General features: G+C 66.2%; 14 protein-coding genes. 10 read left to right on the forward strand and 4 right to left on the reverse strand.

What is annotated here, in order from left to right; translation table 11 throughout:
• The first annotated feature begins 5 nt into the window (after positions 1–5).
• The 4 genes from FIU66_RS16780 to FIU66_RS16795 all read left to right on the forward strand — a co-directional run bounded on the left by FIU66_RS16780 (position 6) and on the right by FIU66_RS16795 (position 3,985).
• Positions 6–755 carry a Phenylacetic acid catabolic protein gene (locus FIU66_RS16780; RefSeq protein ID WP_167624036.1) on the forward strand — a complete coding sequence of 250 codons (750 nt, stop codon included), beginning with the start codon at positions 6–8 and terminating at the stop codon, positions 753–755.
• Positions 756–786: 31 nt separating this feature from the next.
• Positions 787–2,850, forward strand: coding sequence for a phenylacetic acid degradation bifunctional protein PaaZ (gene paaZ / locus FIU66_RS16785; protein ID WP_167624037.1), 2,064 nt, complete (start codon positions 787–789; stop codon positions 2,848–2,850).
• On the forward strand, positions 2,850–3,464 hold the full coding sequence (locus FIU66_RS16790; protein ID WP_167624038.1) for a transferase hexapeptide repeat family protein: 615 nt from the start codon (positions 2,850–2,852) through the stop codon (positions 3,462–3,464). Before paaZ ends, FIU66_RS16790 begins: the two co-directional genes overlap by 1 nt.
• 107 nt (positions 3,465–3,571) lie before the next feature.
• Positions 3,572–3,985 carry a hypothetical protein gene (locus FIU66_RS16795; protein WP_167624039.1) on the forward strand — a complete coding sequence of 138 codons (414 nt, stop codon included), beginning with the start codon at positions 3,572–3,574 and terminating at the stop codon, positions 3,983–3,985.
• A gap of 24 nt (positions 3,986–4,009) precedes the next feature.
• Here FIU66_RS16795 and FIU66_RS16800 read toward each other — a convergent pair whose 3' ends face one another.
• From FIU66_RS16800 to paaG, 4 genes are all read right to left on the reverse strand, one after another.
• Positions 4,010–4,609 (reverse strand): TetR/AcrR family transcriptional regulator, encoded by a 600-nt coding sequence (locus tag FIU66_RS16800; RefSeq protein WP_167624040.1) that lies wholly within the window; start codon positions 4,607–4,609, stop codon positions 4,010–4,012.
• Between the two features lie 76 nt (positions 4,610–4,685).
• The gene (gene paaK, locus FIU66_RS16805; protein ID WP_167624041.1) at positions 4,686–5,996 is read right to left on the reverse strand and encodes a phenylacetate--CoA ligase PaaK; all 1,311 of its coding nucleotides are present in this window, start codon (positions 5,994–5,996) and stop codon (positions 4,686–4,688) included.
• Positions 5,997–6,018: 22 nt separating this feature from the next.
• A complete protein-coding gene (gene paaI, locus FIU66_RS16810; RefSeq protein ID WP_167624042.1) occupies positions 6,019–6,462 on the reverse strand; it encodes a hydroxyphenylacetyl-CoA thioesterase PaaI in 444 nt (147 codons plus the stop codon).
• Positions 6,459–7,253, reverse strand: coding sequence for a 2-(1,2-epoxy-1,2-dihydrophenyl)acetyl-CoA isomerase PaaG (paaG, locus tag FIU66_RS16815; RefSeq protein ID WP_167624043.1), 795 nt, complete (start codon positions 7,251–7,253; stop codon positions 6,459–6,461). The genes paaI and paaG overlap by 4 nt, the downstream gene beginning before the upstream one ends.
• A 113-nt stretch (positions 7,254–7,366) precedes the next feature.
• Here paaG and paaN point away from each other — a divergent pair, with 113 nt between their 5' ends.
• From paaN to FIU66_RS16845, 6 genes are all read left to right on the forward strand, one after another.
• A complete protein-coding gene (gene paaN, locus FIU66_RS16820) occupies positions 7,367–8,995 on the forward strand; it encodes a phenylacetic acid degradation protein PaaN (RefSeq protein ID WP_167624044.1) in 1,629 nt (542 codons plus the stop codon).
• 26 nt (positions 8,996–9,021) lie between these two features.
• Positions 9,022–10,164, forward strand: coding sequence for an ABC transporter substrate-binding protein (locus FIU66_RS16825; protein WP_167624045.1), 1,143 nt, complete (start codon positions 9,022–9,024; stop codon positions 10,162–10,164).
• A 71-nt stretch (positions 10,165–10,235) separates the two neighbouring features.
• A complete protein-coding gene (locus tag FIU66_RS16830) occupies positions 10,236–11,108 on the forward strand; it encodes a branched-chain amino acid ABC transporter permease (RefSeq protein WP_167624046.1) in 873 nt (290 codons plus the stop codon).
• 2 nt (positions 11,109–11,110) lie between these two features.
• Positions 11,111–12,067: a branched-chain amino acid ABC transporter permease gene (locus FIU66_RS16835; protein ID WP_201281147.1), complete on the forward strand. Its 957-nt coding sequence runs from the start codon at positions 11,111–11,113 to the stop codon at positions 12,065–12,067.
• Entirely contained in the window at positions 12,064–12,843 is a 780-nt protein-coding gene (locus FIU66_RS16840; RefSeq protein ID WP_167624048.1) for an ABC transporter ATP-binding protein, read from the forward strand. Before FIU66_RS16835 ends, FIU66_RS16840 begins: the two co-directional genes overlap by 4 nt.
• Positions 12,830–13,531, forward strand: coding sequence for an ABC transporter ATP-binding protein (locus tag FIU66_RS16845; protein WP_167624049.1), 702 nt, complete (start codon positions 12,830–12,832; stop codon positions 13,529–13,531). The genes FIU66_RS16840 and FIU66_RS16845 overlap by 14 nt, the downstream gene beginning before the upstream one ends.

A 13,531-nucleotide genomic window follows, 5' to 3' on the forward strand; every position in this document is an offset into this window, starting at 1 on the left:
GCGCCATGTCCGACACGATGAACATCGAGGACTATCTGGCCCAGGGCGGTGTCCTGACCGCGCTCGGCAATGTCCCCGCCCGCTATCGCGGCGAGTTGATGCGGCTGATGTCGTCCTTCGTGGACAGCGAACTGGCGGCATCCGCCGGGTTTGCCTCGTCCATCAACTTCGCGCCGGGCATAAAGGAACGGATCGCGGCCAGCCGGATCACGCTGGAAAAGGCGGATCATGCGGAACGTGTCCTGGCGGTGATGGGAGATTTCGGCACCGACACGCGCCGCTATCAGACCCAGCACGACTGGGCCGCCCGCGTAGACCGCGGCACCGACCTGGGTGCCGTACGGCGTGAAGGCGACATGCGCCTGTCGGTGTTCCATTACCCGATCAACGGCTGGACCGACGCGGTGGTGATGAACGTGCTGCAGGGCCTCGCCACCGGCGTTCAGATGGATGAACTGGCCCGCGTCTCCTACACCCCTCTGGCAGAGGTCTTCCGCGAGATCGCCCCGCGAGAGGCGCGCCATGCCGAACTGGGACTGGAAGGACTGGCCCGGATCGTCGGGAACGGCGGTCAGTCCGAAGTGCAGGCAAGCCTTGCCTATTGGCGTCCGCGCGTGGCGGCGGGGTTCGGCGTTGCCAACTCGGCCCGCTACGACACGCAGGCACGATTCGGCATCCGCCACACGCCGAACGAAACGCTGCTGGCCCGCTGGGAAAAGCTGGTCGGCGAACATTTGGGCGCTTTGGGTCTGTGAACCCCGCCCCGTTGACGAAAAAGGAACTGCCATGACCATGACGCTTCGCGCCCCGCGCCGCTTGGAAAGCTTTGTCTGCGGGGAATGGGTGCCCGGTGCGAAGGAAGGGCAGACCCTTTTGGACGCCGCCACCGGCGCGCCGGTGGCGACGATCGATTCCACCGGCATCGACTTCGCCGCGGCGCTTGATTATGGCCGCACCAAGGCGGGGCCAAGGCTGCGGGCCATGACCTTTCATGAACGCGCGGGAATGCTGAAGGCGCTTGGCCTGGCGCTGATGGCGCAGAAGGAAGACTTCTACGCCGAAAGCCTGCATACCGGCGCGACCCGTTCCGATGGGTGGGTCGATATCGAGGGGGGCATCGGCACCATGCTGACCTTCGCATCGAAGGGCCGGCGCGAGTTGCCAAACACCCGCGTCCTGACCGACGGCGACGTGGAGCCGCTGTCGAAAGACAACAGCTTCAGCGCCCAGCATATCCTGTCGCCGCTGCATGGCGTGGCGATCCATATCAACGCCTTCAACTTTCCCGTCTGGGGGATGCTGGAAAAGATCGCGCCGACGCTGCTGGCGGGCGTCCCCTGCCTGGTCAAGCCCGCCAGCCAGACCGCCTATCTGACCGAGCTGGTGGTCCGCCGCATCATCGACACCGGCATCCTGCCCGAAGGCGCGCTGCAACTGGTCTGCGGATCGGTGGGCGACCTGCTGGACCATGTGACCGAACAGGACGCCGTGACCTTCACCGGCTCGGCCCACACGGGCCGCAAGCTGAAGACGCATCCCGCGATCGTCAACCATTCCGTCCGCTTCACGATGGAGGCCGACAGCCTGAACGCCACCATCCTGGGCCCTGATGCCGTGGCGGGCACGCCCGAGTTCGACCTGTTCGTGCGCGAGGTCGCGCGCGAGATGACCTCGAAGGCGGGCCAGAAATGCACCGCGATCCGGCGCGTCATCGCCCCGCGCGGGCAGGTTGACGCACTGATCGCCGCTTTGCGGGACCGGCTGGACAAGACCGCTCTGGGGATGCCGGGCGACGAAGGGATCCGGATGGGTCCGCTCGCCAGCCTCGGCCAGCGGGACGAGGTGCGGGCGCGCATCCGCGAATTGCAGGCGGTGGCGGAAATCGTCGCGGGCAATCCCGACGACGTGCGGATTGCCTCGGGCGATGCCGAAAAGGGCGCCTTCCTGAACCCGGTCCTGCTTTACGCCGACAAGCCTTTCGACGCCGCCCCGGTCCATGATTGCGAGGCTTTCGGGCCGGTCTCCACCGTCATGGCCTATGACGATCTTGACGAAGCGGTGGCGCTTGCCGCACGCGGACGTGGGTCGCTGGTGTCGTCCATCTTCACGGACGACAAGGACGTGGCCGAACGCGTGGTTCTGGGCGTGGCGCCCTTCCACGGGCGGGTGCTGATCGGCAACCGCGCCTCGGCCAAGTCGTCCACCGGGCATGGCTCGCCCTTGGCGCCGCTGGTCCATGGCGGCCCCGGCCGCGCAGGCGGGGGCGAGGAGATGGGCGGCATCCGGGGCGTCAAGCATTTCATGCAGCGCACCGCCGTCCAGGGCACGCCCCGCCTGCTGTCGGCGGTCACGGGCCGCTGGATCGAGGGCGCGGAGACGCAGCAAGGCATCCATCCCTTCCGCAAGTCCCTGGCGGACCTTCGCATCGGCGACCAGTTGGTCACGGCGGCGCGCCAGGTGACGCAGGAGGATGTCGAGCATTTCGCCAACTTCACCGGCGACACCTTCTACGCCCATATGGACAGCGACGCGGCCAAGGCCAACCCCTTCTTCGACGACCGCGTGGCGCATGGCTATCTGATCGCCTCCTTCGCCGCCGGGCTGTTCGTGGAGCCGAATCCCGGCCCGGTGCTGGCGAATTATGGCGTGGACAACCTGCGCTTCCTGACCCCCGTCTATTTCGGCGACACGCTGCAGGTCCGCCTGACCTGCAAGGAGATCAACCCGCGCGAAAATGCAGGCCACGGAGAGGTCCGCTGGGACTGCCAGGTGACGAACCAGAAGGGCGAAGTGGTTGCGCAATACGACGTGCTGACCATGGTCGCAAAAACCTGGCCGCCGGTGGAGTGATGGCGAAGGTCTATTCCTGGGACGGCATCGTGCCGGTGATCGACCCCTCGGCCTTCGTCCACCCCGAGGCTGTGGTGATTGGCGATGTGATCATCGGCCCCGGCGTATATGTCGGCCCCTGCGCCGTCCTGCGCGGTGATTTCGGCCGCATCGTGCTGCACGCAGGGTCGAACGTGCAGGAAACATGCGTGGTCCATTCCTTCCCCGGCAAGGATGTCGTGGTCGAGGAGGACGGCCATATCGGCCACGGCGCCGTCCTGCACGGCTGCCATATCGGCAAAAACGCGATGGTCGGCATGAACGCCGTGGTCATGGACGAAGCGATGGTGGGAGAGAACACCATCATCGCCGCCATGGCCTTCGTGAAGGCCGGCGCGCGGATCCCGCCGAACTCGCTGGCCATCGGATCCCCCGCAAAGGTCGTGCGCGAACTGTCGGCCGAGGAGATCGCCTGGAAGCGGCAGGGCACCGGCGTCTATCAGCAGCTTGCGGTCGAGGCGCGCGAGAAGCTGGCCCCGGCGGTCGCGCTGTCCGAGGTGGAGCCGGACCGGCGCCGCGCCGAGGCGCCGAAGTACGATCCGCTGGTCATGGCCCGGAAAAGGTTCGAGAAGTAGCCGCGGTCCTGCACCTGTCGGCGCCTTGTCGCCACGTGCGGTTTTTCATGGTGCGGGAACAGCCGGTTGCGCCTTATATCCTCATCGAGTCTGTCAGGACCGTGGACATGAAGCTTGCATCGACATTGACCGCGGCCGGGTTGATCTTCGCCACCCTTGCCGGCGCGCCGGCAGTTGCGGATCCGGGACATGGCAAGGGCCACGGCAAGGCTCATGCCCGTCACGTCGAACGGCACGAACACCGCGACCGCCATGATGCCCACTGCCCTCCCGGCCTTGCCAAGAAGGGGCCGCGCTGCATTCCGCCCGGCCATGCCAGGAAACACGATCATCACCGCCACCATGTGGGCGACGTGCTGCGGCGTGGCGACTATGCCATCATCCGCGACCCCCGGCGCTACGACCTCGAAGACCGGCGCGGGTGGGATTATTACCGCGACGACAACAGCATCTATCGCGTGGACAGCAACACGCAGAAGATCTTGGCGGTCATCAACCTGATCAACGCGTTCTCGAACTGATCGGGGGGGCCGCGCGCCGGCCCCTCATTTCACTGCCTTGATCCCCTCCAGGATCAGCGTCGTCGCCACGTCCGCATAATCCTCGCGGCTGATGCGGCCGCCGTCCTTGAACCACATGTAGACCCAGTTCATCATGCCGAACAGCGACATGGTGACGGGCATCAGCAGCGGGCGTTCGCGGTTGTTCAGGTCCGGGTTGATCTGGTCCAGAACGGCGGAAAACCGTTTCACGATGCCGCGCTCGACCTCCATGATCTGCGCCTTCTGGTCGTCGGTCAGCGCGGCGGTGGCGTTCAACTGCACCTTGTGCTGGTTGTCGGCCCCCCGATAGGTGTCCAGCACCGCGCCCACCAGGCTGCGCAGCCGCTGGTGCGGCGGCAGGGCCGGGTCGTCGGCAGCCTCGATAGCCCCCTGCAACTCCTCGAGATGCGTCATGATGATCGCGAAGATCAGCGCGTCCTTGGACGGATAGTAATGATAAAGCAGCGCCTTGCTGACCTGGGCCTGCTGGGCGATCTGCGACATCGAGGCCTTTTCCATGCCCTGTTCGGCAAAGACAAGCGCCGCATGATCCAGGATGATGCGGCTCTTTTCCTCGAAATCCTGTGCGCGCGTTCGCGCCATGGGGTCACTTTCCTGTTGGTCGTGTGCCGCTTTAACCGGGGGCCGCGGCAAAGTCACCACGGCCCCCGACGCGGACTTATTCTTTCGGACGGTTGTCGATCACCCGCTTGGCCTTGCCTTCCGACCGGGCAACGCCGCCGGGATCAAGCACCGTGATCCGGGTCGAGACGCCTACGACAGACTTGATGTGATGCGACAGTTCCTTGGCCGACACGGCCCGGGCATCCGCCGCGCAATATTCCTCGACGCATTCGACATGGACGGTCATGCAGTCCATCCGGCCTTCGCGGGTCAGTTCGATCTGGAAATGCGGGGCGAGGCCCGTGCATTTCAGGATCTGCTCCTCGATCTGGGTCGGAAAGACGTTGACGCCGCGCAGGATGATCATGTCGTCGCAGCGCCCGGTGATCTTCTCGATCCGGCGCATGGACCGGGCGGTGCCGGGCAGAAGCCGCGTCAGGTCGCGGGTGCGATAGCGCACCATCGGCAGGCCTTCCTTGGTCAGCGTGGTGAAGACCAGTTCGCCCATTTCGCCGTCGGGCAGCGGCTCGCCCGTCACGGGGTCGATGATCTCGGGGTAGAAGTGGTCTTCCCAGACATGCAGGCCGTCCTTGGTCTCGACACATTCCATCGCTACGCCCGGTCCCATCACCTCGGACAGGCCATAGATGTCGACGGCGTGCATGTCGAAGGCTTCCTCGATTTCGTGGCGCATGGCATTGGTCCAGGGCTCGGCGCCGAAGATGCCGACCTGCAGCGACGACTGGCGCGGGTCGAGGCCCTGGCGGCGGAACTCGTCCAGGATCGACAGCATGTAGGATGGCGTGACCATGATGATCCGCGGCTTGAAGTCGTTGATCAGCGTCACCTGCCGTTCTGTCATGCCGCCTGACATGGGAACCACGGTGCAGCCAAGCCGCTCGGCCCCGTAATGGGCGCCAAGGCCGCCGGTGAACAGGCCATAGCCATAGGCGTTGTGCAGCATGTCGCCGGGGCGCCCGCCGCCTGCGCGGATCGACCGGGCGATCAGGTTCGACCAATGGTCGATGTCGGCCTGGGTATAACCCACCACAGTCGGCTTGCCGGTGGTGCCGGACGATCCGTGGATGCGCACCAGCTTGGACTGCGGCACGGCGAACATGCCGAAGGGATAGCAGTCGCGCAAATCCTGCTTCACGGTGAAAGGGAACTTCGCGATGTCCCGCAAGGTCTTCAGGTCCTCGGGGTGGACATCGGCCTCGATGAACCTCTTGCGGTAGAAGGGCGAGTTTTCGAAGGCGTGCTTCAGCGACCGCTTCATGCGGTGGAATTGTAGCGCCTCGATCTCGTCGCGCGACGCCGTCTCGATCGGGTCGAGATCCTTGGGGTTCGGGGTCAGCTTTTCCATGGTTCTCCTCCCTGGAAGGTGGTCAGGCGGGCAGATGGGTGCCCTTGATGGTGCGCGAATGGCCGCGGAACTCGGCCACGTGGTCGCCGTCCTGGTTGGTGATGCGAATGTCGTAGATGCCCGACCGGCCCCGGCGCGAGGTTTCCGTGGCGGTCGCCGTCAGCCGGTCCCCGATGCGGCCGGGGATCAGGTAGGTGATGGAACAATGCTGCGCCACGGCCATCTGGTTGTAGCTGTTGCAGGCGAAGGCAAAGGCGCTGTCGGCCAGCGTGAAGATATAGCCGCCATGCGCGTTTCCGTGGCCGTTCGACATGGTGTCCGTGATGGTCATGGACAGCGTGGCCCGGCCGGGCGCGATGTAGTCCAGGCTCATACCAAGCCGCTGGCTGGCCGAATCGTCGTTCCACATGGCGCGGGCCGAGGCTTCGGCGATCTCCTGCGGGGTCATCTCGCTGACGGGTTTCATTGGCCGCTGAACCGGGCCGGGCGCTTTTCCAGGAAGGCGGTGACGCCCTCGGCGTAATCGGCACTGCGGCCCGCCTGCTGCTGGCAGTCGCGTTCGGCGTCAAGCTGCTGGTCCAGGCTGTTGGTCGCGGCCTGCTGGATCAGCCGCTTGGTCAGGCCAAGGCCCAGGGTCGGGCCTGCGGCCAGCGACCGGGCCAGGGCTTCCGCCTCGGTCATCAACTCGACATCCTCGACCGCCTTCCAGATCAGGCCCCAGTCTGCGGCATCTTCGGCGGAAAGGGGTTCTGCGGTCAGGGCCAAGGCCTTGGCGCGCGGCTCTCCCAGGATACGGGCCAGATGCCAGGTGCCGCCCGCGTCGGGGATCAGGCCGATCTTGGCAAAGGCCTGGATGAATTTCGCCGATTTCGCGGCCAGCACGATGTCGCAGGCGAAGGCGATGTTGGCCCCTGCCCCCGCCGCCACGCCGTTGACTGCGCAGACGACCGGCTTTTCCAGGCTGCGGATCAGCCGCAGCGTCGGGTTGTAGAAGGTGTCCAGCGTTTTCCCCAGGTCCGGCGCGGGTCCGCCCTTGCGCGGATCGCGGTCGCCCAGGTCCTGCCCGGCGCAGAAGCCGCGCCCCGCGCCGGTCAGCAGCACCGCGCGCACCGCCGAATCGTCATGCGCCCGCTGGATGCCGTCCCGCAGCGCCAAGTGCATCTCTTCGTTGAAGGAATTGAGCTTCTCGGGACGGTTCAACGTCAGCGTCAGCACACCGTCGGCCAAGGCCGACAGCACCGTGGGGGATGCGGTCATGGTCTTCTCCCTTCGTGCCGATTTCTCGGCCTCCTCGAAGAAATCTGTTGCATAAACCGACCGGCCGGTCAATGATATTTGCAAGCCGGAGGAGGAAGCCGGCGGAGGAGCCCATGACCGAATTGTTTACCCGTCATCGCCGGATGCTGGAGGATGCCGATCAGGCGCTTCATGCGCGCGGCTTCTGGACCCCCTTCCCCGAGGTGCCCAGCGGCAAGTTCTATGGCGAAACGGCCAAGGCGGATGGCGAGGCAGCTTATGCGGCGCTTCTGGGCAGCAAGTTCGCCTTGCCCGGCCACCCCGAGCAGCGCCGCCTTGGGGCGGAGGTTTCGCCTTGGGGCAATTCGCTGGGCATCACCTATCCGGCGGCGGATGCGCCTGCCCTGATCGCGGCGGCGCAGGCTGCGGCTGACGATCTGGCGGCGGCGAGCGTGGAACAGCGCGTCGGCGCCTGCCTGGAGACCCTGTCGCGGCTGAACCGGATCAGCTTCCTGCTGGGCCATGCGACGATGCACACCACTGGCCAAGCCTTCGCAATGGCCTTCCAGGCGGGCGGGCCCCACGCGCAGGATCGCGGGCTCGAGGCGGTTGCCGTGGCGTGGACGGAAATGACCCGCTTCGCCGATGCCGCCCGATGGGAAAAGCCGCAGGGCAAGGCCCTTGCCCTTGTGATCGACAAGCAGTGGACGCTGGTGCCTGCGGGAATCGCCCTGACGATCGGCTGCAACACCTTCCCAACCTGGAACAGCTATCCCGGCATCTTCGCAAGCCTTGCGACCGGCAACCCGGTGATCGTGAAGCCGCATCCGGGCGCGATCCTGCCGTTGGCCCTGACCGTCCAGGTCGCGCGTGAGGTTCTGGCCGAAGCGGGCCTTCCCGCCGATGCGATCCTGCTGGCCGTCGATGAACCGGGCACCGAGATTACCAAGCCGCTTGCCACCGACCCCGCCGTGCGGCTGATCGACTATACCGGATCATCCACCTTCGGCACCTGGCTGCGCGAGAATGCCCGGCAGGCGCAGTTGTTCACCGAGGAAACCGGCGTCAACAGCATCGTCATCGCGGCGACCGACGATTTCGACGGAATGTGCGCGAACCTGGCCTTCTCGCTGTCGCTTTATTCCGGGCAGATGTGCACCGCGCCGCAGAACATTTATGTGCCGCAAGGCGGGATCGCGGCGGATCAGGGGCACAAGTCCTTCGATCAGGTGGCAGCCGGTCTGGCCGCAGCCATCGACACCTTGCTGGCCGATCCCAAGCAGGCGGCGGGCATCTGCGGCGCCATCGCCAATCCCGCCACGCACGACCGGGTGGAACAGGCCCGCGCGCAGGGCCGCGTCATCCGCGACGGCACGCCGCTGCTGCTGGCGGTGGATGCCGACGCCCCTGTCGCGCAGGACGAATGCTTCGGTCCGGTGGGTTTCGTCATCCCCTGCGCGGATGCCGACGACGGCATTGCCCGCGCCACCGAACTTGCTGCGACCAAGGGCGCCATCACAGCCGCGCTCTACGACACCGACGATGCCCGCATCGGGCGCGCCGTTCGCGCCTTCGCCCGCGCAGGCGTGAACCTGTCGGTCAACCTGACCGGCAACATCTTCGTCAACCAGTCGGCGGCCTTCAGCGATTTCCATGTGACGGGGGCCAACCCCGCCGGAAACGCCAGCCTGACCGACACCGCCTTTGTCGCGACCCGCTTTCGCCGCGTGATGTGGCGCAGGCCCGCCGCCGTTACCGTTTGACCAAGTTCTCTGGGGAGGAGACGACAATGCAGAAGACCCTGACCACCACGGCCCTTGCCACGGCTCTGGCCCTGGGCGCCACCGCCGCATCCGCCGAAATCCGCATCGGCGCATCGGTATCCGCCACCGGCCCCGCCGCCTTCCTGGGCGACCCCGAGGCGAAGACCCTGGAAATGCTGGTCGAGCAGATCAACGAGAACGGCGGCATCAACGGCGAGGAAATCGCCCTGACGCTCTATGACGACGGTGGCGATCCCAACAAGGCGCGCACCTTCGCCACCCGCCTGATCGAGGATGACGAGGTCGTGGCGATCATCGGCGGATCCACCACCGGCACCTCCATGTCGATCCTGTCGGTCGCCGAGGACAACGAGATCCCCTTCATCTCGCTGGCCGGCGCCATCGAGATCATCGACCCGGTCAAGCCCTTCACCTTCAAGACGCCCCATACCGACCGCATGGCCTGCCAGAAGATCTTCGAGGACATGCAGAAGCGCCAGATCACCACGATCGGCATGATCTCGGGCACCGACGGCTTCGGCGCGTCGATGCAGGCGCAGTGCAAGGACGTGGTGGGCGAATACGGCATCACCGTCGCCGCGGACGAGACCTACAACCCGACCGACGCGGACATGACCACGCAGTTGACCAAGATCCGCAACACCGAAGGCGTGCAGGCCGTGCTGAACCCCGGCTTCGGCCAGGGCCCGTCCATCGTGACGCGCAACTATCGCCAGCTTGCCATCGACCTGCCGCTGTATCAGTCGCACGGGGTGGCCTCCGACGGCTTCATCGAGCTGGCCGGGGCCGAGGCCGCCGAAGGCGTGCGCCTTCCCGGCACCGCCCTGCTGATCGCGGACCAACTGGGCGCGGACGACCCGCAGAAGCCCGTCGTCGATGCCTACAAGACCGCTTTCGAGGAAAAGACCGGCACCTCGGTCGGCACCTTCGGCGGCTATGCCCATGACGCCTTCCTGATCCTGACGGACGCCATCACCCGCGCCGGCAGCGCCGAGCCGCAGGCGATCCGCGACGCCATCGAGTCCACCAGCGGCCTGGCCGGCACCACCGGCATCTACAACATGTCGGCCGAGGATCACTTGGGCCTCGACCTCTCTGCCTTCCGCATGCTCGAGATCAAGGGCGGCGAATGGACCGTGGTGGAATGATCCGCTGACCGCCGCGCCCCGACCGGTCGCACGGTCCGGGGGCGGCATCACCTGACAGCTTTGGGGTCGCCATGGCGGAACTGCTGCAATTCCTGTTTTCGGGCGTGACGGTGGGCGCGGTCTATGCGCTTGTCGCGCTTGGCTTCACGATCATTTACAACGCGTCCGACGTGGTGAACTTCGCCCAGGGCGAATTCGTCATGCTGGGTGGGATGCTGACCTTTGTCTGCCACGCGGCGGGCCTGCCCCTGCCGCTGGCGGCGCTGATCGCGATCGTCGTCACCTCGGCCATCGGCGTCGTCATGAACAAGCTGGCGATCGAGCCCGCGCGCGGCGCGCCCGTGGTGTCGCTGATCATCATCACCATCGGCGCGTCGATCTTCATTCGGGGCGGCGCGCAACTGCTGTTCGGCAAGCAGATCCACAGCTTCCCGGCATTTTCGGGCGACACGCCGCTGCGCATCGGCGGGGCGACGATCCTGCCGCAAAGCCTGTGGGTGATCGGCGGCGCGGTGGTGGTCTTCGTGGGCCTGTGGCTGTTCTTCACCCGCACCCTGACAGGGCGCGCGGTGCTGGCCACGTCGAACAATCGGCTGGCCGCGCAACTGGTGGGGATCAACACCAATTTCGTGATGACGCTGTCCTTCGCCCTGTCGGCGGGCATCGGCGCGCTTGCGGGCGTGCTGGCGACGCCGATCACCCTGACCTCCTATGACGTGGGGCTGGCCTTCGCGCTCAAGGGCTTTGCCGCCGCCATGCTGGGCGGGATGGGCAATCCCAAGGGCGCGCTTGCGGGCGGCTTTCTGCTGGGCCTGATCGAGGCGCTGACGGCCGGATACCTGTCGTCGCAATACAAGGACGCCGCCGCCTTCGTGGTGATCCTGCTGGTGCTGTTCTTCATGCCCCAGGGCCTGTTCGGCGCCAAATCGACCGAGCGGGTGTGACCATGAAGATTTCCGCCAAATCCGCCACGCTGCTGGTCCTTGCCGTGCTGGTCGCGCTGTCGCCGATGCTGTTCCCTTCGGGCTATTACTACCGCGTCGGCGCGCTGATCTTTGTCAACGCGATCGCCGTGACCGGCATCGTGATCCTGACCGGATACGCGGGCCAGATCAGCCTGGGCCATGCCGGTTTCGCCGGGATCGGCGCCTATGCCTGCGCGCTGGCGCCCGTGCATCTGGGGCTGCATCCCTCGCTGGCGCTTGTGCTGGGGGCGGCGATTTCCGCCGTGCTGGCCTGGCTGGTCGGCCGCCCGATCCTGCGGCTCAAGGGCTATTACCTGGGCGTCGCCACCCTGGGCTTCGGCATCCTGGTGTCGATGGTCCTGAACAACGAACGGCAACTGACCGGCGGCCCCGACGGGATGGAGGTGCCGGAGCTGGGCCTGCGCGGGCTGCTGCGGGATGCAGGGATTGACCTGACCAACGGCCAGTTCTGGTATTTCTTCTGCGGCATCGTCCTGATCCTGGCCGCATGGCTGGCGCTGAACCTGTTCAACAGCCCCACTGGCCGCGCCTTGCGCGCGCTGCACGGGTCCGAGGTCGCGGCCCGCACCGTGGGCGTGGACGTGGCCCGGCTGAAGCTGCAGGCCTTCGTGATCTCGGCCGTCTATGCCTCGGTCTCGGGGTCGCTGCTGGCCTTGCAGAACAAGTTCATCACGCCGGATGTCGCGGGCTTCATGCACTCGATCGAGATGGTGACCATGGCCGTCCTGGGCGGCGTGGGATCGGTCCTGGGCGCGATCTTCGGCGCCGCCGTGCTGACGCTGCTGCCGCAGGTGCTGACGGTCTTTGCCGAATACGAACAGCTTGTGCTGGGCCTGGTGATGATGCTGGTGATGATCTTCCTGCCGCAGGGGCTGCTGCCGTCGATCCTGCGCAAGGTCCGGGGGAAAGACGAATGACCGCGCTTCTGTCAGTCGAGGGGCTGGGCATCAGCTTCGGCGGCCTCAAGGCCGTGAACGATGTCAGCTTCACCGTGCAACCGGGGGAAATCACGTCCGTCATCGGGCCGAACGGCGCGGGCAAGACCACGCTGTTCAACATGATCTCGGGCGTCTATCAGGCCGGGCAGGGACGCGTCGTTCTGGGGGGCGAGGATGTCACGGGCATGGCCCCGCATCTGCTGGCCCGGCGCGGCATGTCGCGGACCTTCCAGAACCTGCAGATCTTCCAGTCCATGACCGTGCTGGAAAACGCGATCTCCGGCTATCATCTCCAGGAACGCGGGCCGGTGCTGGCGGATCTGTTCAACCTGCCCTCGTCCCGCCGCCGCGCTGCGCAGGCGCAGGCAGGCGCACGCGAATTGCTGGCCCGCGTGGGCCTGGACCGCGCGGCCGAGCGGGAGGCCGGGAACCTGTCCTATGGCGCGCTGAAACGGCTGGAGATCGCCCGCGCCTTGGCCCTGTCGCCCAAGATCCTGCTGCTGGACGAACCCGCCGCAGGCTGCAACTCCGTGGAAACTGAAGAGATTGACCACCTGATCGCCGAGGTCGCGAAATCCGGCGTGGCGATCCTGCTGGTCGAACACGACATGAAGATGGTCATGCGCATATCGAACCACATCGTCGTCTTGGACCATGGCGAAAAGATCGCCGAGGGCGATCCTGCCAGCGTCAGCCGCAACCCGGCGGTCATCGCCGCCTACCTTGGAACGGAGGCCACCTATGCTGACGGTTGAAGGGCTGCGGTCGCGCTATGGCCGGATCGAAGTCCTGCACGGCATCGACCTGCATGTGGACTCGGGCGAGATCGTGACGGTGGTCGGCGCCAACGGCGCCGGAAAGACAACGCTGCTGGAATGCCTGTCAGGCACCCAGCCGGTCTCGGGCGGCACCATCACCTTCCGGGGCGAGGGCCTGACCGGCCTTCCCGCGCATCGCCGCCCGGCGCGCGGTCTGACCCAATCGCCCGAAGGCCGCCAGATCTTCACCAACCTGACGGTCGAGGAGAACCTGCGCCTTGGCGCCTATCTGTTCACCGACGACCGCGTGGAAAAGGACATGGAGGACGCCTTCGCGATGTTCCCGATCCTGCGCGAGAAACGCAACCTGGCGGCGGGCGGGCTGTCCGGCGGGCAGCAGCAGATGCTGGCGATGGCCCGCGCGCTGATGGGCCGCCCGTCCTGCCTTTTGCTGGACGAACCGTCGATGGGCCTGGCCCCGATCATCGTGCAGCAGATCTTCGACGTGGTCAGCGGGCTGAAGGCGCTTGGGGTCACGGTCCTTCTGGTCGAACAGAACGCCTTCGGCGCGCTGAAGATCGCGGACCGGGGCTATGTCATGGAAACCGGCCGCATCACCATGTCCGGCGCAGCGGCGGACCTGATCGCCGATCCGCGCATTCGCGAAGCCTATCTGGGGATATAG

This window comes from Paracoccus sp. AK26 (genome assembly GCF_011801365.1).
Taxonomy (GTDB): Bacteria; Pseudomonadota; Alphaproteobacteria; order Rhodobacterales; family Rhodobacteraceae; genus Paracoccus; species Paracoccus aerius.